Origin of the sequence: Ruegeria sp. HKCCSA071 (assembly GCF_017872555.1) — a bacterium.
GTDB lineage: Bacteria > Pseudomonadota > Alphaproteobacteria > Rhodobacterales > Rhodobacteraceae > Ruegeria.
This window is the reverse complement of the sequence record NZ_JAEDOX010000007.1, coordinates 131,549-150,532: the sequence shown is the minus strand read 5'-3', so window position 1 is coordinate 150,532 and position 18,984 is coordinate 131,549. Positions and strand designations below refer to the sequence as shown.

The following is an 18,984-nucleotide window of genomic DNA, read 5'->3' as shown; positions in this document are numbered from 1 at the left end:
ATGTCACCGTCATCGTCATCGCCCACCGCCTGTCAACCGTGCTGGAGGCAGACAAGATCATCGTCATCCAGGACGGCACCATCGCCGAACAGGGAAACCTCGACCAACTCATGCAAAAAAACGGCCCCTTCAAAAACCTCTTCGACCAACAGTTCAATAAACACAAACAAAATGTCGCAGAATAATTGGGAGGGATTGGAAAACTGAGCGCAAAGCTCTTTTTAGGCCAAAACTTCGTGATTGCCACGTGCCGTTGACCAGAGAGCTTCTGCGCTTCACGCAATATGCGCATGTTTGACGCGCATATCGTGTGATGGTAAAATGGCGCAGTTCAGAGGGTAGTCAAATGAATGCTCCATCTCGTAGACCGACAAATCTATCACTGGATGGCGATATGCTGTCCGAGGCGCGGGATCTGAAGATCAACCTGTCCCGCGCAGCCGAAGACGGCATTCGGGCCGCAGTCGCCAGCGCAAAAGCTGAACGCTGGAAAGCCGAAAACAAGGCCGCACTTGAGAGTTCCAACGCGTATGTCGAGCGTAATGGCTTACCGCTGGACACCTACCGACAGTTCTGATGCCAAAATACGACGTGTTCCCCAACCCGTCAGGTGACGGGTATCTTCTGGACATCCAGAGCGATCTGCTGAGCGGGTTGAACACACGCGTCGTCGTGCCCCTGCTTCCCGAAGCGACGGCACCGATCCCAGCCACCCGGCTCAATCCCGTCTTTGATATCCAGGGCAAACCGTTTGTAATGGCGACCCAATTCATGGCTGCGGTTCCGGTGGGCATTCTAAAATCGCCTGTCGACGACCTTGATGACCACTTTGCGCAGATCACCGCCGGCATCGACATGCTAATGCAGGGATTCTGACAAGCTTCTGGCTCTTGGAGAACCAAGAGCCAGGAACATGTTTGACAATGAAAATCAATCGTACAGAACAGCCGCGATCTTTGGATCGTCGATGTTGGATGCGTCGTAGTAGTAGAACCCGGTATCAATCAGGGCAGGAACTTCTTCGCCCTTCATCGCGGCCACGGCAGCCTTGACGGTTTCATACCCGATGCCCACGGGATTCTGAGTGATTGCACCCGCCATCAGCCCGCTTTTGATCGCATCTTTCTGGGCCTTGCCGCTGTCATACCCGATGATGACCAGCCCCTCGGTCCCCAGTTCCTGCACCCCATTCACCACTCCGATGGCCGAGCCCTCGTTGGTGCCGAAGATGCCATTCAGATCGGGATTCGCCGTCAGGATCGCTTTGGTCACCTCGGTCGACTTCAGGTGGTCACCCTGACCGTATTGAACCGTGACAACTTCGATGTCCGGGTATTTTTCGGCAATGCGATTGACGAAGCCGTCGCGCCGGTCGATGCCTGTGCGGCTGGTCTGGTCATGCGCAACAACGGCCACTTTGCCTTTGCCGCCGATCATCTCGGCCATCTTGTCCGCAGCCAGCGCAGCCGCGGCCTGATTGTCTGTTGTTGCCGTAGAAACCGGAATGTCGCTGTCAACTCCACTGTCAAAGGCAATGATCGGAATGCCCTTTTCATCAGCTTGCTTCAACAGAGGAATAGCGGCCTGGCTGTCCAGAGCGGCAAAACCGATGGCCTTGGGGTTATTGGCCAGGGCTGCCGCCAGCATGTCGATCTGACGATCCACCATGGTTTCGTTGTCCGGGCCTTCAAAGGTGATCGTGACACCATATTCCTCGGCGGCCTGTTCCGCGCCGGACTTTACCGCCTGCCAGAACTGGTGCTGAAACCCTTTGGACACCAGCGGAATATATATGTCTTCCGCTGATGACATAGTTGCAGGTATCGAAAGGCTGGCCGCACTCAGGGCTCCCAAAATGAAACGACGTGTTAGCATGTCTTCTCCTCCAGTTGGTCTTCGTTTCTGATTTTGTGACTGTTCAACCTGTCTTCCTGCGCCGCGCCATATCGGCGTAAACGGCCAGAATGATGATCGCGCCGGTGACAACGGTCTGCCATTCCTGCGCCACGGACAGCACCCGCAAACCATTGGTCAGAACTGCCATGATCAGGGCACCGATCAGGGTGCCAAGGATCGTACCGCGCCCACCGGACAGGGACGTGCCCCCGATCACGACTGCAGCGATGGCTTCCAGCTCATAGCCAAGCCCCAGCGCGGGCTGTGCCGAATTCAGGCGCGACGCGATCAGGATACCGCCAATGCCACAGATCCCGCCTGCCAGAGCGTAAATGCGCATCTTCCAAAGATCAGTGTTCACTCCCGAAAGTCGCACCGCCTCTTCGTTTGATCCCAGCGCAAAGGTGTATCTGCCCAGAACCGTTCTTCCCAGAATGTACGAAGCTGCAATGGCAACAAGGAAAAGGATCAGCACGCCATTGGGGATCGGCAAAGCAGGGAAAACCTCTCCGATCAGCGACCCGCGCGAAATCTGGTCAAAGCCCGGCGTGTCATTGAAGTAGATGGGCCGCGTGCCCGAGATCACCAGCGACAACCCTTTTAGGATCAGCATCATACCCAGCGTGGCAATGAAAGGCGGGATTTTCATCTTGGCGACAAAGGTACCCGAACACAGCCCGCAGAACGCACCCGCCACAATCGCTGCCGCAACCCCCAGCAACAGCGGCATACCGAGATAGGTCAGCACGACACCGGCGATGACGGCACAGAACGTCATCAGAGTTCCCACGGACAGGTCGATCCCGCCGGTAATGATGACCAGCGTTGCAGCAACCGCCAGCACCCCATTGACAGATGTCGCCTGCAAAATGGCGATCATGTTCGAGGTTTGCATGAAATTCGGCGACGCGATTGAAAACCCGATCAGCAAGGCAATCAAGCTGGCGAAGGCCAGCAGCTTTTGATAGGCGCCGCTTTCGGAGAGACCCGCCAGCGGGGTTTTCTTTTCGATATCCGTTGCTGAGGTCATTGCGCTGTTCCTGTAACCTGCATCGCCGCCACCCGCTGGGTCGCCAGATGCATGATGTCTTCCTGAGTGGTGTATTTGCCGCCCGCCAGAATGCCGGTCAGTCGGCCTTCGCACATCACTGCAATGCGATGGCTTAGGCGCATGATCTCGGGCAGTTCCGACGAAATCACGATGATCGTCTTGCCCTGCCCGGCCAGTTCTTCCAGCAGCTTGTAGATTTCAGATTTTGCGCCGACATCGATGCCCCGCGTGGGTTCATCGAAAATCAGGATATCGCAATCCCGCAGCAGCCATTTGGCAATGACAACTTTCTGCTGATTGCCGCCGGACAAAAGACGCACCTCCTGCGTGTCCGAAGGCGTGCGAATACCCAACTGTGTGATGTAACCCTTGGCTGTCGTACTGATTTCACCATCGTTCAGAACACCGACACGTCCGGTGAACATATCCATCGAAGCCAAGGCAACATTGTCACGAACACTCATCCCTGTGGCGAGGCCGAAATGCTTGCGATCCTCGGAAAGATAGCCGATGCCCGCCTTGACGGCATCGGATGGTGTCCTGATCGAGACCACCTGCCCATGCACCCGGATTTCTCCGCTATCTTTGGGATCAGCCCCGAAGATTGCCCGCGCAACTTCGGTACGTCCGGCCCCCATCAGCCCGGCAAAGCCCAGGATCTCACCCTTCAGGACCGAAAAGCTGACATCGCGGATTTCGTGACCCCGACACAGCCCGGTCACTTCCAGCGAAACCTCGGCATCGCTCAGATCGGGGGGGACCAGCGGCTCTTCCTTGACTTCGCGACCTACCATCATCGCGATAATCTGGCTGATCGGCGTTGCTGCCGCGTCAACGGTGCCAACGTATTCTCCGTCGCGCATCACCGTAACCCGGTCAGCAATCTGCTTCAGCTCATCCATTTTGTGGCTGATATAGACAATGCCCACGCCTTCGGCCTTCAGGCGGCGGATGATCACGAACAGCTCGGCAATTTCAGCATCGTTCAGGGCCGCGGTCGGTTCATCCATGATCAGAACCCTGGACCGGAAAGACAATGCCTTGGCGATCTCGACCATCTGTTGTTTCGCAATGGTCAGACTGCCGACCTGCGCCCTGGGGTCGAGGCTTAGGTTCATGGACGCAAAAATCTCGGCCGTCTGTGCATTCAACGCGACATCGTTCAGCCGCCCAAACCGTTTACGAGGTTCGCGGCCGATAAAGATATTCTGCGCCACCGTCAGATCATTCATCAGGCTCAGTTCCTGATGAATGATGCCGATACCCAAGGCCTGCGCCTCGCGTGGCGAGGTTGGGTTTGCATCACGCCCTTCGATTTGCAGTGTGCCGCCGTCACGCTGATAGATCCCCGAGAGGATTTTCATCAGCGTGCTTTTGCCTGCACCGTTCTCGCCCATCAGCGCGTGAACTTCGCCGGGCACCAGATCGAACTGCACTGATTTCAGCGCATGGACTCCGGGAAAGTGTTTCTCGATCCCCGACATGTCGACCAGTTTTGTCATTTATCCTCCCAAACACCCCTCTCCCCAAGGGGTGGTGCGGCCTACATCACCGCACCGATTTGCCAGGGCACGAATTCGACCCCGCCAAAGCCAAGTTCTTCACTTTTTGTTTGTTCGCCAGATGCGACACGGATCAGCATTTCGAACAGCTCTTCGCCTTTTACCTCGATGCTCACGCCGTCTGTGACGATGTCCCCGCAGTTCAGATCCATGTCTTCCGACATCCGGGCATACATTTCGGAATTGGTTGCCAGCTTGATGCAGGGTGTTGGTTGATATCCCGAAACCGAGCCCCGCCCGGTGGTGAACACGATCAGGTTCGCACCTGATGCCACCTGCCCCGTGACCGAGCATGGGTCAAAACCGGGGCTATCCATGAAAACAAACCCGGTCCTGTCAATTTTCTCGCCAAACTTGTAAACACCACGCAAGGGCGCGGTGCCGCCCTTGGCGACAGCGCCAAGCGATTTCTCGAGAATGGTCGTCAACCCGCCGCGCTTGTTGCCGGGGCTTGGGTTATTGTTCATCTCACCGCCGTTGCGCTGAGTATACCCCTCCCACCAGCGTATGCGTTCGATCAGCTTTTCCCCGACTTCAACGGTCTCGGCCCGCCGGGTCAAAAGATGCTCCGCGCCGTAGATTTCCGAGGTTTCGGACAGGATCGTCGTCCCGCCATGCCGCACAAGCAGATCCGACGCATAACCCAAAGCGGGATTGGCGGTGATCCCGGAATACCCATCCGACCCGCCACATTGCATTCCAACCGTTATCGCACTGATCGGCGCAGGTTCGCGTTCGGCCTTGTTCGCGAGGTCGGCAATCCCGCGCAGTTCGTCCAATCCACGTTCAATGGTACGGCGTGTGCCGCCCTCACTCTGTATGGTCATATAACGCAGCACGCCATCAGGACGGATCGGACGACCCCCAACCAGATCGGCCACCTGCATCACCTCGCACCCCAAACCGATCAGCAGGATACCGGCGAAATTCGGGTGCTGGGAATACCCAGCCAATGTCCGAAACAGTGTGGCATAGCCTTCATCTTTTCCGGACATGCCACACCCTGTGCCATGAACGATCGGGACAATGCCATCCACATTCGGGTACGCGTCCAACAAGCCCCGTTTCTCGGCGGCTTCGGCTATGAACCGCGCCACGGAGCCGGAGCAATTCACCGTTGTCAAAATGCCGATGTAGTTGCGCGTACCGACCCTGCCATCGGCGCGGTGGAAACCCTGGAAGATACGGTCGCCTGAAATCTCGGGCAGTGGCGTGTTCGCGCTTGCATATGCGTAGTCCTGCTGATGCGCCCCCATACCCAGATTATGGACATGAACATGCTCGCCCATGGCGATATCCGCTTTGGCCTGACCTATGATCTGTCCGTAGCGGATCACATTCTCACCTGCCGCAATCGGGACGGTGGCGATCTTGTGCCCGCGCGCGATTTCCGTGGGAAGCTGCAGCGATAGCCCGTCCGGTTGCGCGCCGGCCTTCAGGTCGCGCAACGCGATGATCACGTTGTCATCCGGGTTCAACCGGATTGTGTCACGGGCCGGGCCGCCTGGGGTTTTGTTCTTGGAAACTGGGTGCATGGAATCCCCGCTTGTTCGCCACAGAGCTACGGGGATAATCTGCTGTTGTCAACTAGCATGTTAGTATGATAGTTCTGATTTATGAACCACCCATACGACATTGACGCTACCCGCCTGCCCGACATTTCAACATTTGAGGGGTCGCTCGCGCAGCGCGTTTACCAATCCATCAAACAGGCGATCCTGGCATTGGATTTCCCCCCCGGCGCTAACCTTCGGAAGGCGCCGATCTGCGCTCAGTTGGGTGTGTCCCGCGCACCTGTCGCGGACGCCATAACTAGGCTTGCCGCCGAAGGGCTGGTGGATGTGGTGCCGCAATCGGGTACACGCGTGTCCTATTTCTCGATGGATGAAATTCGCGAAGGGGCCTTTCTGCGAGAGGCCCTGGAGCTGGCAACAGTGGCCAAGGTAGCGCGTGACCTGACCGAAGATCAGCGCAAAAAGCTGAGCCGCAATGTGCGCCTGCAAGAGCTGTTGATCGAAGATGAAGACATTGCCGGGTTCTATCACGCAGATGAGGAATTCCACGCCCTGTTGATGGCATTCACCGGGATGCTTCGCCTCCCGGACGTGGCACAGACCGTGTCGTTACAGGTCAGCCGCGCGCGGATGTTGCTGTTGCCGACACCCGGCCGCATCGCGGAAACACTTGCCGAACACCGGGCGATATTCGACGCCATCAGCGCCCATGACGAACGTGCGGCACAAGACGCCATGCGCCATCACCTTGGGCAACTGATGCCTCGGATCGAACGGCTGCAACAGGAAAGACCGCAACTGTTCAATTTAAACCCCCAAAACACCCGAGAGGCAGGATGAGCGTTTCGCAAACCGCCCTTCTGAACAACAGGACGTCCCGGCCTGTACCGCTGACCCGTATGGGGTTTGGCGGCGCGCCCTTGGGCAATCTTTATCGCAAAGTCTCGGAAGCTGATGCGCAGGCTGCTTTGCAATCCGCATTTGACTCGGGCATCCGGTTTTTTGACACCGCGCCGCAATACGGGTTGGGGCGGTCCGAGTATCGCTTTGGCGAAGCGATCAGGCGGTTTGGGCGTGAGAACATCAAGCTATCAACCAAAATCGGTCGTCTGCTGCTGGATTGCGAACCACATGAGGTGACGCCCGAAGCGTTTGTGGACGTTCCGCAGAAACGCATTGTGTTCGACTATACCTATGACGGCGTCATGCGGTCATACGAGGCAAGCCGAGACCGGATCGGTGTTGCCAATGCAGACATTCTTCTGGTGCATGACGTCTGCGCTTTCAGTCAGGGCAGTCAGGAAATGTCAGACGCCAAAGTGCGCGAGTTGTTCGATGGCGGCGGCTACAAAGCGCTGGTTGAACTGCGCGATGCCGGTGAAATCGCCGCGATTGGCGCGGGCGTAAACGAATGGCAGGTTTGCGAAAAACTGCTGGGCCTTGGCGATTTCGACGGGTTCCTGCTGGCAGGTCGGTATACGCTTTTGGAGCAGGAAGCCTTGAACAGTTTTCTGCCGCTTTGCGAAAAGCGTGATGTGGGTATCATTCTGGGCGGGCCGTATAACTCGGGCATCCTCGCTGCCGGAGCGGTGCCAGGGGCCAAGTATAACTATTCCGATGCGCCTGAGGATATTCTTGAACGGGTGCGCAGGATCGAAGCCGTCTGTGCGGCCCATGACACACCGTTGATCGCAGCCGCGCTGCAATTTGTTCTGGGACACCCCGCCGTGAAAACGGTTGTTCCGGGCGCTGTTAACGCGGTCGAGGTTCAAGCCAATGTCGCCCTAATGGAACGGACCATCCCCGCCCAGCTTTGGTCAGACCTGCGGACCGAAGGCCTGATCCGGCCAGATGCCCCCTTGCCCAAGGAATCTGTCAATGTTGCGTAACCTCGACCCGCTGTTGTCACCTGAGTTGCTGTATGCCCTGCGTGCCATGGGCCATGGCGATGACATCGTTATTGCAGATGCCAATTTCCCGGGCTCCAGCCTTGGGCCTGACTGTATCCGTGCGGATGGTTCAATGGCAAGCGACCTGCTTGGCGCCGTTTTGTCTGTCATGCCGCTGGATACATTCGTGCCCGACCCCGCGCTGACCATGCAGGTTGTCGGTGATCCCGAAGCCGTGCCCGAGGCCGTCGCAGATTTCCAAAAGATCATCGACGCGCAGGCTGACAACCCCGCACAAATTCAGGGTCTGGATCGGTTCGCCTTCTACCAACGCGCGGCATCAGCATTTGCCATCATTCAGACCGGCGAGCGCAGGCTGTACGGTAACATCATCCTGAAGAAAGGCGTGATCGCATGAAGATCGACGCCCATCAGCATTTTTGGGCACTGGCGCGTGGTGACTATGGGTGGCTGACACCGGACTTGAGCCAGATTTACCGGGACTTCGGGCCAGATGATCTTGCGCCATTGTTGCAAGCACAGGGCATCGACGGGACAATTCTGGTTCAGGCAGCGCCGACCGTCGCCGAGACGGAGTACCTGTTGTCCCTGGCGGACAAAACACCCTTTATCAAAGGTGTGGTTGGCTGGGTCGATTTTGACGCTCCGGATGCGAGCGCGCAAATCGCCAAGCTTGCCGCTCATCCCGCTTTGGTTGGTCTGCGGCCAATGATTCAGGATATCGCTGATCCGAACTGGATGCTCGGCGCGGCATTGACGCCTGCCTTTGAGGCCATCCAGTCTAACGATCTGACTTTTGATGCTCTCACCCTGCCCCAACACCTGGGGCCGTTGCGTCAACTTCTGGCGCGGCACCCGGACATGCGGGTTGTGATTGACCATGGCTCGAAACCTCTGATCCGTGACGGCGTACTTGGCGGATGGGCCGAAGACATGGCCGCCATCGCGCAGGGCACCAACGCGTTCTGCAAACTGTCCGGTTTTGTCACCGAAGCTGCGCCTGACTGGACGGTTCGGGACCTGTACCCCTATGTGGATCACCTACTGAACACGTTCGGGCCATCGCGGTTGATCTGGGGCAGCGACTGGCCGGTCTGCACATTGGCAGGCAGCTATGAACGCTGGATAGATGCAACCGATGAACTGCTAAGCGAACTTTCCACCAATGACCGTGCGGCCATCCTCGGAGGGAATGCGGCCAAGGCTTATCACGTCAGGATTTGACGGTGCTGCACCGAACCCCAAATACGCACTGCTTTGGGCCCGCTGATCCAGCCAAATGTTATCCCTGAGACGCGAACAACAGGGCAGTTATCCCCAACACACTACCCGGTTTCGGGAAATCATGAGGACCAGAATGACATCCCATCAGCCTTCTGACCGACTAAAAGGCAAAACCGCATTCATCAGCGCGGCTGGACAGGGTATCGGACGTGCCACGGCCGAACTGTTCGCAGCCGAAGGCGCGCATGTCTTTGCCAGCGACATCAACGAAACCACTTTGGCCGAGCTTTCGGAGATCGACAGGATCTCTCCGATCCATCTCGACGTGACAGACGCGCATGCCGTGAAACGTGCCGTGGCTGAATTGCCACCGCTGGATATCCTGTTCAATTGCGCGGGTTACGTGGCAAACGGGACCATTCTTGAGTGCGAAGAGGACGACTGGGATTTCAGTTTCGATCTTAATGTGAAGGCCATGTATCGCCTGATCCGTCTGACCCTGCCCGCGATGTTAAGAAACGGCGGAGGATCGATCATCAATATGTCCTCGGTCGCCTCGTCGATGAAGGGCGTTCCAAACCGATTTGTATATTGCGCATCAAAGGCTGCCGTAATTGGCCTGACCAAGTCGATCGCCGCCGATTTCGTCACGCAGGGCATCCGGTGCAATGCTATCTGCCCCGGCACCGTTGACAGCCCCAGCCTGCACGAGCGTTTGAGGGCGACGGGCGACTACGAAAAAGCGATGACGGATTTCATCGCCCGCCAGCCGATGGGGCGCATCGGGACCGCGGATGAGATTGCTGATCTGGCGCTCTACCTTGCGAGTGACAGCAGCGCATTTACCACAGGTCAGCCCTTTGCCATTGATGGCGGATGGGCGATTTAAGCTGAAAAGGATCACAATATGAAACTACTGCGGTTTGGCGCCTTTGGTGCCGAAAAGCCCGGGCTGCTGCACGACGATGGCACAATTCGCGACCTGTCAGGCGTCATCGACGATATATCGGGTGATGTTCTCAGCGACGAAGGGTTGGCGCGACTGCGCACGCTGGATCCACAGGATTTGCCGATTGTTGAAGGCAACACCCGTTTAGGGGCGTGTGTCGGCCATGTGGGCAAGTTCATTTGCATCGGCCTGAACTATGCCGACCACGCGGCAGAAAGCGGTATGGAATTGCCGCAGGAACCTGTGATCTTTTTCAAGGCGACATCGGCCATTATCGGTCCGAACGACACGGTGGAAATCCCGCGGGGGTCCGTCAAGACCGACTGGGAGGTCGAGTTGGGCGTGGTGATCGGCAAGGAAGCAAAATACATCTCCGAGGCCGAAGCTATGGATCACGTCGCAGGTTATTGTGTGGTCAATGACCTGTCAGAACGTGATTTTCAGCTTCACCGCTCGGGGCAGTGGGTCAAGGGCAAGTCGGCAGACACATTCGGCCCCATTGGTCCATGGCTGGTGACGCGGGACGAGATTGCAGATCCACAGAATCTACCGATGTATCTTGAGGTCAACGGCCACCGTTATCAGGACGGCTCGACCCGGACGATGCATTTCGGGGTGGCAACTGTGATCTCACACCTGTCGCAATTCATGTCCCTGCAGCCGGGCGATGTGATCTCGACCGGAACTCCGCCGGGCGTGGGCATGGGGCAAAACCCGCAAGTCTATCTGAAACCCGGCGACACGATGGAGCTGGGCATCGAAGGTCTGGGCATTCAAAAACAGAATGTGATCGCGGGATAATCGGGCGCTACCAGATGTCTGCCCAAACACAAAATCAGGCGAGGTTTCCCTCGCCTGAAAATTTTTGACTTAGGCTACCAGATCGAACCGGTCGTTGTTCATGATCTTGGTCCAGGCCGCCACGAAGTCGCGCACGAACTTCTGGGCATTATCGTCCTGGGCGTAGACCTCGGCGTAACCACGCAGGATCGAGTTCGAGCCGAAAACCAGATCCGCGCTGGTTGCGGTGAACCTGACCTCACCCGAGGCACGATCACGCAGCTCATATGTGCCACCGTCAACCGGGTGCCAGCTAAGCGACATATCCGTCAGGTTGACGAAGAAGTCGGTGGTCAACTGACCCACGCGATCCGTGAAGACCCCGTGCGCCGATCCGCCGTGATTGGCACCCAGCACACGCAGGCCACCAACCAGAACCGTCATTTCCGCAGCGGTCAGACCCAGCAGTTGCGCACGGTCCAGCATCATCGCCTCGGGTGATACCGCGTATTCCTTCAGCTGCCAGTTTCTGAACCCGTCCGCCAGCGGCTCCAGCACCGAGAAGCTGTCCGCATCGGTCTGCTCATCTGTTGCGTCGCCGCGACCAGCCGAGAACGGAACCGTCATGTCAAAGCCTGCGGCTTTGATCGACTGTTCCAGACCGACGTTACCCGCCAGAACGATTACGTCGGCGATCGAGGCCCCGGTTTCCGCTGCAATCGGCTCCAGAACGCCCAGCACTTTTGCCAGACGCTCGGGCTCGTTCCCTGCCCAGTCTTTCTGAGGTGCCAGACGGATACGCGCACCGTTTGCGCCGCCGCGTTTGTCCGAGCCACGGAAGGTACGGGCGCTGTCCCATGCGGTGGTGATCATCTCGACCGCGGTCAGACCACTGTCGGCGATCTTTGCCTTGACGGCATCGACGTCATACCCGGTCGAACCGGCAGGGATAGGGTCCTGCCAGATCAGCTCTTCTGTCGGGACGTCTGGGCCATAGTAATTGACGCGTGGCCCCATGTCGCGGTGGGTCAGCTTGAACCACGCGCGGGCAAAGGTGTCAGCAAAGTAATCCGGGTCGGCCATGAACTTCTGACAGATCGCGTTGTATGTCGGATCGATCTTCATTGCCATGTCCGCATCGGTCATCATCGGCATACGGCGAATAGAAGGATCGGTCGGGTCGACCGGCTTTTCATCTTCCGGCATGTCGACAGGCTGCCACTGGTTGGCACCCGCGGGCGATTTTCCCAATTCCCACTCATATCCGAACAGGTAATCGAAAAAGCCCATGTCGAATTTGGTCGGGTTTTTCGTCCACGCACCCTCGATACCAGACGTGAATGCGTTGGTTGCCTTGCCGTTCTGATCGGGGTTGTCCCATCCCAGACCCTGACCGGAGACCGGGCAGGCTTCGGGTTCGGCGCCGATATGATCGCCCGCCATCGCGCCATGCGCTTTGCCGACTGTGTGACCACCACAGGTCAGCGCCGCCGTCTCTTCGTCGTTCATTGCCATGCGGGCAAAGGTTTCACGGATGTGCAGCGCTGTTTTCGCCGGGTCCGGGTTACCGTTCACGCCTTCGGGGTTCACATAAATCAGGCCCATATGCACCGCACCCAGAGGGTTTTCCAGCGTGCCGGGGGTTTCCAAATCGCCATAACGGTTCTCGGACGGTGCCAGCCACTGATTTTCAGAACCCCAGTAAACATCTTTTTCGGGGCCCCAGATGTCTTCGCGACCAAAGCCAAAGCCAAAGGTCTTCAGACCCATGGATTCATAGGCCACCGTCCCTGACAGAACAATCAGGTCTGCCCAGGACAGCGCATTGCCGTATTTCTTTTTCACCGGCCACAGCAGACGGCGGGCTTTATCCAGGCTTGCATTGTCCGGCCATGAGTTCAGCGGCGCGAACCGGATGTTGCCCGAACCAGCGCCGCCGCGACCATCCCCCAAGCGGTACGACCCGGCAGAGTGCCACGCCAGTCGGATCATCAGACCGCCATAATGGCCCCAATCGGCAGGCCACCAGTCCTGACTGTCGGTCAGCAACGCTTCGACATCGGCGCGGACAGCGCTGAAATCCAGCCCTTTGACGGCTTCGCGGTGGTTGTAATCCGTGTCCATCGGGTTGGTGCGCGTGTCATGCTGGCTCAGAATGTCCAGGTTCAGCGCATCCGGCCACCATTTGGTGACAGAGTTGCCCGTACCCGTGTTGCCGCCATGCAAGACTGGGCAGCCGCCGGATTGGTGATTGTGGGGATTACCGTCCATTGTAAATCTCCTGAGTATTTACCGAGGGGTTCAGATGTCTTGACTCGTACCTTACGGTTTCGATAATTGGAAATTTGTAATTACTATCGTTGCGATTAGTTTTTCCTATGAAGTCACTCACACTTAAACACCTGCGCTACTTCGAAGCACTTGCCACCCACGGCCACTTTGGAAAGGCGGCGGCGGCCAGCGCGATATCGCAGCCCGCGCTTTCCATACAAATCAAAGAGCTGGAGGCCATCATGGGTGGACCCTTGGTCGAACGCGCAGCGCGCGAGACGCGCCTGACCGCGCTTGGCGAAGATGTCCTAAAACATGGCCGCGAAATCCTGACACGGGTCGAGGATTTGAGGAATCTTGTGCAATCTTCCGCCGGTCCCTTGTCGGGTCGCATCAGAATCGGGGTCATCCCCACGGTCGCGCCTTACTTGCTGCCATCAATCATCAAGGCACTGTCGCAACGATTCCCACAGCTGACGATCGAGCCCAAAGAGACCATCACCCAAACCCTGATCGGCGAAATATTGGACTCCAGGCTGGATTTTGCTGTTGTCGCTTTGCCTGTCTCGGAACCCAGCCTTCGGGAATTTTCGTTGTTCAACGAAGACTTTCTGCTGGTTCGCCCGGCGCGGGACGCAGGGTTGCCAATGCCAAGTTCGTCACAGCTCAGAACGATGCGGCTGCTGTTGCTGGAAGAAGGGCACTGTTTCAGGGATCAGGCGCTTTCCTTCTGTTCGATCCGCAACATCGAACCGCAGCACATTATGGAGGGCAGTTCTCTGTCCACACTGGTGCAGATGGTCGGGGCGGGCATCGGTGTAACGCTGATACCAGAAATGGCCGTGGGGCTGGAAACCCGGTCTGCCGATGTGTCCATCGCCCGCTTTCAGGACACCCCACCAACCCGAACCATCGGCCTGATCTGGCGAAAGACCAACCCGCTGGGCGAAAACCTTCTGAAAATCGGTGCAATTATTCGCAAAACCGCAGAAGAAAACGCGGGAGGCATGGGGCAAATGAAACCGGAACCAAACGCCTGATCACAACCCGCTTTAATGCTATGCGCGGCAATTACCCGGAAAACACATCATAAGCCTTCAGCGCTTTGGCGCTGTAGGCGTAAGACGGACCGCCCCCCATATAGGTCGCCATCGCCAATGCCTCGCACACCTCGTCTCGGGTGGCACCCAGCCGGACAAGGGAACGCACGTGAAACCCTATGCAGCTGTCGCAGCGGGTCGCAATGGCGATGCCAAGGGCCATGAATTCCTTGGTCTTCTCACTCAGTGCGCCATTGGTCTTGGCGGCCTTGCCCATGATGCCAAAGCCGCGCACGGTTTCGGGCACTTCCTTCGAAAAAGTTCCGATATTGGCCTCGGTCTCGGCCATGAAAGCTTTCCAGTCCATATCCATTCTCCTTATCCGCGCTCGTCCGCGCCCATGCGACGCTCCAGCCAGCGCACACCCGCACTGATGATCAGAACCAGGATCAGGTATTCAAAGACCAGCAGGGTATATATTTCCAGCGGGCGGTATTCCGTGACCACCAGCTCATTCGCGCGCCGGGTCAGTTCCTGCATCCCGATGACGCTGGCGAATGCGCTCATCTTGACGATGTAGATGAACTGGTTTGCCAAGGGCGGCAGAATGCGCCGGATTGCCTGCGGCAGGATCACGTAACGCATGGTCTGCACATAGTTCAGCCCGATGGTCTGCGCCGCTTCGCTTTGACCACGCGCGATGGATTGGATGCCTGCGCGGTAAATCTCGGCAGTGAAGGCGCTGTCAGAAATCGCCAATGTGATGATCGCACCCCAAAAGGGATCGATGGGGACATTCATGCCCATCGACTTGAACACGATGGGCAAGCCATAAAAGACCCAGAACAGCATCGGCAGCAGAGGAATTGCGCGAATAAATTCAACGTAAACACGGTTAACCAGCCGCCAGCCGCGTTTCTCGGACAACCCCGGCAGGGCCACCAACAATCCGATGACGATCGACATCGCCGCTGCGATCAGTGAAATCTGGATCGTCGCCCCCATCCCCGAGATCAGAAATTTCACATTGACCCAACCCGATGCTGTGGTCGGGTCGATCACATACCAACCCCAGGTCTGGGAAGACGAACAGCCTGCCAGCAGCAGCAAAGGTACAATTAGTAGAAGTTTTTTCATCGGCCCCTCTCAGTGCTGCAGTATCTGAGACAGGAATTTGCGACAGCGGTCAGACTGAGGGTTGGTGAAGAAATGTTCCGGCTTGCCTTCTTCGACGATTTCACCAGCATCCATGAAGATCATCTTGTCAGCCACTTTGCGGGCAAACCCCATCTCGTGGGTCACGACCACCATGGTCATGCCCTCATTCGCCAGTTCAACCATAACTTCCAACACTTCCGAGATCATCTCGGGGTCCAGCGCCGACGTGGGTTCATCGAACAGCAGCACGCGCGGTTCCATGCATAAGGATCGTGCAATCGCCACACGTTGCTGCTGACCTCCGGACAACTGCATGGGCTTTTTGTCCGCCTGATCGGGAATATGTACACGATCCAGATAATGGCGCGCTTTTTCTTCCGCGTCCTTCCGGCTCAGGCCGCGCGCTTTGATCGGACCCAAAGTCAGGTTTTCCAAAACGGTCAAATGCGGAAACAGATTGAATTGCTGGAAGACCATCCCGACATCGGACCGGATGGTTGCCGTTGACTCTGCGTCATCCGTCAGGTCAACCCCATCTAACCGAATGATACCTTTCTGGTGTTTTTCCAACCGGTTGATACATCGAACGACGGTGGATTTGCCTGACCCTGAAGGCCCGCAAATCACCACCTTTTCGCCGCTGCTGACCGTCAGGTTAATGTCCTTGAGAACATGAAACGTGTCATACCACTTATTCACGCCCACAAGCTCGATTGCAGCGCCTGGCATATGCTGAACTGCCCCCGTTTTTGCCCCATTGTAATATTTTCTTGAGGTTATCTTTCCCTTTGGACTGAAATCAATGAGGATTGCAATCACAAGGTCGTAACGCCACCAACGGGAGATACCTATGAGCGTTTTTTGGAAAGCCGCGGCGGTCGCCGTGTTGGGGCTTGTATTGTCAGGTTCCGCACAGGCGCAATCTGCGCTGAACGAGGTGCTGGATTCCGGCGTGCTCAAGGTTGGGACCACAGGTGACTGGAACCCTATGACACTGCGCGACCCGGCAACCAACAGCTACAAAGGATACGACATCGACATCATGAATGCATTGGCCGCCGATCTTGGGGTTGAGGTCGAATTTGTCCCCACGGACTGGAAAACACTGGTCAACGGTGTGGTGGCAGGCAAGTACCACCTGACCGGGTCTGCATCGATTTCACCACCGCGCATGAAAGTTGCCGGTTTTTCCGACAGCTATATCTCGGTGGAACTCTTCCCCTACACCACCAAGGACAAGGCCGACAAGTTCGACGGGTATGACTCGATCAATCAGGCTGGTGTGAAGGTCGCGACGACTTTGGGCACCACATTCGAAAAACGGGTCCGTGAATGGTTCCCAAACGCCGAGATCAAGGTGGTCGAGGCCCCGGCCCGCGGGTATCAGGAAGTAATCGCCGGTCGTGCTGATGTATTCATAACGTCGAACATCGAGGGCTCGACCCTTGAGGAGAAGTTTCCTGTTATCCGCGTGAAAAACGCCGGTCCCCGGTCACCTTCGCCGATTGCGATGATCCTGCCACAAGGCGATCAGATCTGGATCAACTATGTGAACAACTGGATCGAAGTAAAAAGAGCGGAAGGCTTTTTTGAAGCAAACCGCGAGAAATGGGGGCTCTGACGCCATCAAGGATATGCAATTTTCCAAACGCCCGGTGCCTTGGCCCGGGCGTTTTCGTCTGCCATCTGGTTCTTCAGAAAAGAGGATGCAGACACGCGACCTGATGGGTTTCATCATCCAGTTCAGGCAATGTTTGCCTGCACTGATCAGTCACAAGCCAGCATCGTTGCGCAAAAGCGCACCCTTTCGGGATGTTCATGGGTGACGGCAACTCGCCTTCCAGCTTGATCCGTTCTTTGCGGGCATCCGGGTCGGCGCGGGGCGTCGTGGACAGCAACGCCTTGGAGTACGGATGTCGGGGTGCCGCGAACAGCTGCTCTTTCGGGCCTTTTTCAACCGCGCGCCCCAGATACATAACAATCACATCATCGGCGAAATGCCGGACAACCGACAAGTCATGTGAAATGAACAGGTAGGCCAGGTTCAGCCGCTCCTGCAGATCGACCAGCAGGTTCAGGATCTGCGATTGAATCGAAACATCCAGCGCCGAAACAGGTTCATCCAGAACCAGCACCTTGGGGTCCAGCATAAGCGCCCTTGCAATAGCGATCCGCTGGCGTTGCCCACCCGAGAACATATGCGGATAGCGGTCATAATGTTCGGGGCGCAGGCCTACCATCTCGATCATCTTGCGTGCCTGCGTTTCACGGTCGGCGGCCGTCATCTGTGGCCGGTTGATGATCAGCGGTTCTTGCAGGATCTGGCCGATGCGCTGACGCGGATTCAACGAGCTATATGGGTCTTGAAAGACGATCTGCACCGTCTCTCGCATCTTGCTCCATTGCGAAGGGATGATGTCGACCCCGTTGATCGTCAGGCTGCCCGAGGTTGGTTCTTCGATCATTGTGATCAGTCTGGCCAGCGTAGACTTGCCACAGCCTGACTCTCCGACAATGGCAAGTGTTTTTCCCGGTTGCAGGTCGAAATCCACCCCCGACAGCGCCTTTACGGTTGCAGGTTTGGACAACAACCCGCCCTTGACCGTGTAAAACCGGGCCAGGTCTTTGGCCTGAACGATAGGTGTAGTCATACCAGCTCTCCGGCGGCAATCTTTTCAACATGGTGACAGCGCGCCTTGCCAAATCCCTCGGCATGAGGGGTCGGCGGGGTCTGGGCGCAGGTCGCGTCGGCAAAGCGGCACCGTGGGCTGAAAAGGCATCCTTTTGGCCGGTCGAATTGCCCCGGAACAACACCTGGTATCGTCGGCAGAATCTTGGACGTCGCCCGTTCCGGCAAAGCACTGAGCAGAGCCGTGGTATAGGGATGACGGGGAGTTCGGAACAAATCCCTGACAGGCTGTTCTTCAACCTTTTGCCCGGCATATTGCACCTGAACCCGCTCGGCGGTTTCCGCAACAACACCCATGTCATGGGTGATCAGAACAAGGCCCATGTCATGCTCATCACGCAACCGGATCAGCAGATCCAGAATCTGCGCCTGAATGGTCACGTCCAGTGCCGTGGTCGGTTCATCCGCGATCAGCAGCTTGGGCTTGCAGGCAATGGCCATCGCGATCACAACCCGTTGGTTCATGCCCCCTGACATCTGATGCGGAAAGGTATTCAGGCGGCTTTCAGGCGCGGGAATGCCAACCTGATCGAACAATTCGACCGCACGCTCGTGACGCTCTTTTCGGTTCAGGCCAAGGTGGATGCGCAATGCCTCTTTGATCTGGAACCCGACAGTAAAACAGGGGTTCAGCGAAGACATCGGCTCCTGAAAGATCATCGCCATGTCCTTGCCTATGATCTTGCGCCGTTCACGGGCCGAGATACCGGACAGGTCACGGCCTTCAAAGCTCATCTCATCGGCGGTGATCGTGGCGGTCCAGGGCAGCAAGCCCATCAGTGCCAGCATCGACACAGACTTGCCCGAACCGCTTTCGCCAACGATGGCCAGCAATTCGCCTTTGTCGACCGACAGATCGACACCGTCCACGGCGCGGAAACTGCCCGAAGATGTGGCGAATTCGACAGTCAGGTTACGGATCTGCAAAAGGCTCATGCGA

21 protein-coding genes are annotated in these 18,984 nt (G+C 57.1%); 11 read left to right on the top strand and 10 right to left on the bottom strand.

The window, feature by feature from the left end; genetic code table 11:
* From I9188_RS14340 to I9188_RS14330, 3 genes are all read left to right on the top strand, one after another.
* Positions 1-185: hypothetical protein (locus I9188_RS14340; protein WP_209599642.1), on the top strand; the 185-nt coding region annotated here is incomplete at its 5' end.
* 161 nt (positions 186-346) lie between these two features.
* Positions 347-577 carry a type II toxin-antitoxin system CcdA family antitoxin gene (locus I9188_RS14335; protein WP_209506855.1) on the top strand — a complete coding sequence of 77 codons (231 nt, stop codon included), beginning with the start codon at positions 347-349 and terminating at the stop codon, positions 575-577.
* The gene (locus I9188_RS14330; RefSeq protein WP_209506854.1) at positions 577-876 is read left to right on the top strand and encodes a CcdB family protein; all 300 of its coding nucleotides are present in this window, start codon (positions 577-579) and stop codon (positions 874-876) included. Before I9188_RS14335 ends, I9188_RS14330 begins: the two co-directional genes overlap by 1 nt.
* Before the next feature lie 54 nt (positions 877-930).
* Here the strand turns inward: I9188_RS14330 and I9188_RS14325 are convergent, their stop codons facing one another.
* From I9188_RS14325 to I9188_RS14310, 4 genes are read right to left on the bottom strand one after another with little or no spacing between them, the layout of a single operon-like run.
* On the bottom strand, positions 931-1,875 hold the full coding sequence (locus I9188_RS14325; protein ID WP_209506853.1) for an ABC transporter substrate-binding protein: 945 nt from the start codon (positions 1,873-1,875) through the stop codon (positions 931-933).
* Positions 1,876-1,918: 43 nt separating this feature from the next.
* On the bottom strand, positions 1,919-2,926 hold the full coding sequence (locus I9188_RS14320; protein WP_209506852.1) for an ABC transporter permease: 1,008 nt from the start codon (positions 2,924-2,926) through the stop codon (positions 1,919-1,921).
* Complete coding sequence (locus tag I9188_RS14315) at positions 2,923-4,449, bottom strand: sugar ABC transporter ATP-binding protein (protein ID WP_209506851.1); 1,527 nt, start codon at positions 4,447-4,449, stop codon at positions 2,923-2,925. The genes I9188_RS14320 and I9188_RS14315 overlap by 4 nt, the downstream gene beginning before the upstream one ends.
* Before the next feature lie 41 nt (positions 4,450-4,490).
* Positions 4,491-6,044 (bottom strand): altronate dehydratase family protein, encoded by a 1,554-nt coding sequence (locus tag I9188_RS14310; RefSeq protein WP_209506850.1) that lies wholly within the window; start codon positions 6,042-6,044, stop codon positions 4,491-4,493.
* 81 nt (positions 6,045-6,125) lie between these two features.
* On the opposite strand from I9188_RS14310, the gene I9188_RS14305 reads away from it, so the two are divergent.
* The 6 genes from I9188_RS14305 to I9188_RS14280 all read left to right on the top strand — a co-directional run bounded on the left by I9188_RS14305 (position 6,126) and on the right by I9188_RS14280 (position 10,907).
* On the top strand, positions 6,126-6,863 hold the full coding sequence (locus I9188_RS14305) for a GntR family transcriptional regulator (protein ID WP_209506849.1): 738 nt from the start codon (positions 6,126-6,128) through the stop codon (positions 6,861-6,863).
* The gene (locus I9188_RS14300) at positions 6,860-7,912 is read left to right on the top strand and encodes an aldo/keto reductase (protein WP_209506848.1); all 1,053 of its coding nucleotides are present in this window, start codon (positions 6,860-6,862) and stop codon (positions 7,910-7,912) included. Before I9188_RS14305 ends, I9188_RS14300 begins: the two co-directional genes overlap by 4 nt.
* Complete coding sequence (locus I9188_RS14295) at positions 7,902-8,330, top strand: RbsD/FucU domain-containing protein (protein ID WP_209506847.1); 429 nt, start codon at positions 7,902-7,904, stop codon at positions 8,328-8,330. Before I9188_RS14300 ends, I9188_RS14295 begins: the two co-directional genes overlap by 11 nt.
* Positions 8,327-9,157 (top strand): amidohydrolase family protein, encoded by an 831-nt coding sequence (locus I9188_RS14290; RefSeq protein WP_209506846.1) that lies wholly within the window; start codon positions 8,327-8,329, stop codon positions 9,155-9,157. Before I9188_RS14295 ends, I9188_RS14290 begins: the two co-directional genes overlap by 4 nt.
* Before the next feature lie 133 nt (positions 9,158-9,290).
* A complete protein-coding gene (locus I9188_RS14285) occupies positions 9,291-10,046 on the top strand; it encodes an SDR family oxidoreductase (RefSeq protein WP_209506845.1) in 756 nt (251 codons plus the stop codon).
* Between the two features lie 18 nt (positions 10,047-10,064).
* Positions 10,065-10,907 (top strand): fumarylacetoacetate hydrolase family protein, encoded by an 843-nt coding sequence (locus tag I9188_RS14280; RefSeq protein ID WP_209506844.1) that lies wholly within the window; start codon positions 10,065-10,067, stop codon positions 10,905-10,907.
* A 69-nt stretch (positions 10,908-10,976) separates the two neighbouring features.
* Here the strand turns inward: I9188_RS14280 and katG are convergent, their stop codons facing one another.
* Positions 10,977-13,157 (bottom strand): catalase/peroxidase HPI, encoded by a 2,181-nt coding sequence (gene katG / locus I9188_RS14275; RefSeq protein ID WP_209506843.1) that lies wholly within the window; start codon positions 13,155-13,157, stop codon positions 10,977-10,979.
* 107 nt (positions 13,158-13,264) lie between these two features.
* On the opposite strand from katG, the gene I9188_RS14270 reads away from it, so the two are divergent.
* Complete coding sequence (locus I9188_RS14270) at positions 13,265-14,197, top strand: hydrogen peroxide-inducible genes activator (RefSeq protein WP_209506842.1); 933 nt, start codon at positions 13,265-13,267, stop codon at positions 14,195-14,197.
* A 31-nt stretch (positions 14,198-14,228) separates the two neighbouring features.
* Here the strand turns inward: I9188_RS14270 and I9188_RS14265 are convergent, their stop codons facing one another.
* The 3 genes from I9188_RS14265 to I9188_RS14255 are packed head-to-tail and all read right to left on the bottom strand — an operon-like array spanning position 14,229 to position 16,084.
* Complete coding sequence (locus tag I9188_RS14265) at positions 14,229-14,564, bottom strand: carboxymuconolactone decarboxylase family protein (RefSeq protein ID WP_209599641.1); 336 nt, start codon at positions 14,562-14,564, stop codon at positions 14,229-14,231.
* 11 nt (positions 14,565-14,575) lie between these two features.
* Positions 14,576-15,334 (bottom strand): amino acid ABC transporter permease, encoded by a 759-nt coding sequence (locus I9188_RS14260; RefSeq protein ID WP_209506840.1) that lies wholly within the window; start codon positions 15,332-15,334, stop codon positions 14,576-14,578.
* Between the two features lie 9 nt (positions 15,335-15,343).
* Complete coding sequence (locus tag I9188_RS14255; RefSeq protein WP_209506839.1) at positions 15,344-16,084, bottom strand: amino acid ABC transporter ATP-binding protein; 741 nt, start codon at positions 16,082-16,084, stop codon at positions 15,344-15,346.
* 121 nt (positions 16,085-16,205) lie between these two features.
* Between I9188_RS14255 and I9188_RS14250 the strand changes: the two genes are divergently transcribed.
* Positions 16,206-16,976 carry a transporter substrate-binding domain-containing protein gene (locus I9188_RS14250; protein ID WP_209506838.1) on the top strand — a complete coding sequence of 257 codons (771 nt, stop codon included), beginning with the start codon at positions 16,206-16,208 and terminating at the stop codon, positions 16,974-16,976.
* 73 nt (positions 16,977-17,049) lie between these two features.
* On the opposite strand, the gene I9188_RS14245 is transcribed toward I9188_RS14250, so the two are convergent.
* Together I9188_RS14245 and I9188_RS14240 are read right to left on the bottom strand one after the other, a co-directional pair.
* Positions 17,050-18,006 (bottom strand): dipeptide ABC transporter ATP-binding protein, encoded by a 957-nt coding sequence (locus tag I9188_RS14245; protein ID WP_209506837.1) that lies wholly within the window; start codon positions 18,004-18,006, stop codon positions 17,050-17,052.
* Complete coding sequence (locus tag I9188_RS14240; protein ID WP_209506836.1) at positions 18,003-18,980, bottom strand: ABC transporter ATP-binding protein; 978 nt, start codon at positions 18,978-18,980, stop codon at positions 18,003-18,005. Before I9188_RS14240 ends, I9188_RS14245 begins: the two co-directional genes overlap by 4 nt.
* Between the last annotated feature and the right edge of the window lie 4 nt (positions 18,981-18,984).

Coding starts and splice junctions, on each gene's coding strand:
- I9188_RS14280 (WP_209506844.1), top strand. CDS start 10,065: ATGAAACTACTGCGGTTTGGCGCCTTTGGTGCCGAAAAGCCCGGGCTG.
- I9188_RS14300 (WP_209506848.1), top strand. CDS start 6,860: ATGAGCGTTTCGCAAACCGCCCTTCTGAACAACAGGACGTCCCGGCCT.
- katG (WP_209506843.1), bottom strand. CDS start 13,157: ATGGACGGTAATCCCCACAATCACCAATCCGGCGGCTGCCCAGTCTTG.
- I9188_RS14240 (WP_209506836.1), bottom strand. CDS start 18,980: ATGAGCCTTTTGCAGATCCGTAACCTGACTGTCGAATTCGCCACATCT.
- I9188_RS14335 (WP_209506855.1), top strand. CDS start 347: ATGAATGCTCCATCTCGTAGACCGACAAATCTATCACTGGATGGCGAT.
- I9188_RS14325 (WP_209506853.1), bottom strand. CDS start 1,875: ATGCTAACACGTCGTTTCATTTTGGGAGCCCTGAGTGCGGCCAGCCTT.
- I9188_RS14330 (WP_209506854.1), top strand. CDS start 577: ATGCCAAAATACGACGTGTTCCCCAACCCGTCAGGTGACGGGTATCTT.
- I9188_RS14310 (WP_209506850.1), bottom strand. CDS start 6,044: ATGCACCCAGTTTCCAAGAACAAAACCCCAGGCGGCCCGGCCCGTGAC.
- I9188_RS14315 (WP_209506851.1), bottom strand. CDS start 4,449: ATGACAAAACTGGTCGACATGTCGGGGATCGAGAAACACTTTCCCGGA.
- I9188_RS14265 (WP_209599641.1), bottom strand. CDS start 14,564: ATGGACTGGAAAGCTTTCATGGCCGAGACCGAGGCCAATATCGGAACT.
- I9188_RS14270 (WP_209506842.1), top strand. CDS start 13,265: ATGAAGTCACTCACACTTAAACACCTGCGCTACTTCGAAGCACTTGCC.
- I9188_RS14245 (WP_209506837.1), bottom strand. CDS start 18,006: ATGACTACACCTATCGTTCAGGCCAAAGACCTGGCCCGGTTTTACACG.
- I9188_RS14250 (WP_209506838.1), top strand. CDS start 16,206: ATGAGCGTTTTTTGGAAAGCCGCGGCGGTCGCCGTGTTGGGGCTTGTA.
- I9188_RS14260 (WP_209506840.1), bottom strand. CDS start 15,334: ATGAAAAAACTTCTACTAATTGTACCTTTGCTGCTGCTGGCAGGCTGT.
- I9188_RS14255 (WP_209506839.1), bottom strand. CDS start 16,084: ATGCCAGGCGCTGCAATCGAGCTTGTGGGCGTGAATAAGTGGTATGAC.
- I9188_RS14305 (WP_209506849.1), top strand. CDS start 6,126: ATGAACCACCCATACGACATTGACGCTACCCGCCTGCCCGACATTTCA.
- I9188_RS14295 (WP_209506847.1), top strand. CDS start 7,902: ATGTTGCGTAACCTCGACCCGCTGTTGTCACCTGAGTTGCTGTATGCC.
- I9188_RS14285 (WP_209506845.1), top strand. CDS start 9,291: ATGACATCCCATCAGCCTTCTGACCGACTAAAAGGCAAAACCGCATTC.
- I9188_RS14320 (WP_209506852.1), bottom strand. CDS start 2,926: ATGACCTCAGCAACGGATATCGAAAAGAAAACCCCGCTGGCGGGTCTC.
- I9188_RS14290 (WP_209506846.1), top strand. CDS start 8,327: ATGAAGATCGACGCCCATCAGCATTTTTGGGCACTGGCGCGTGGTGAC.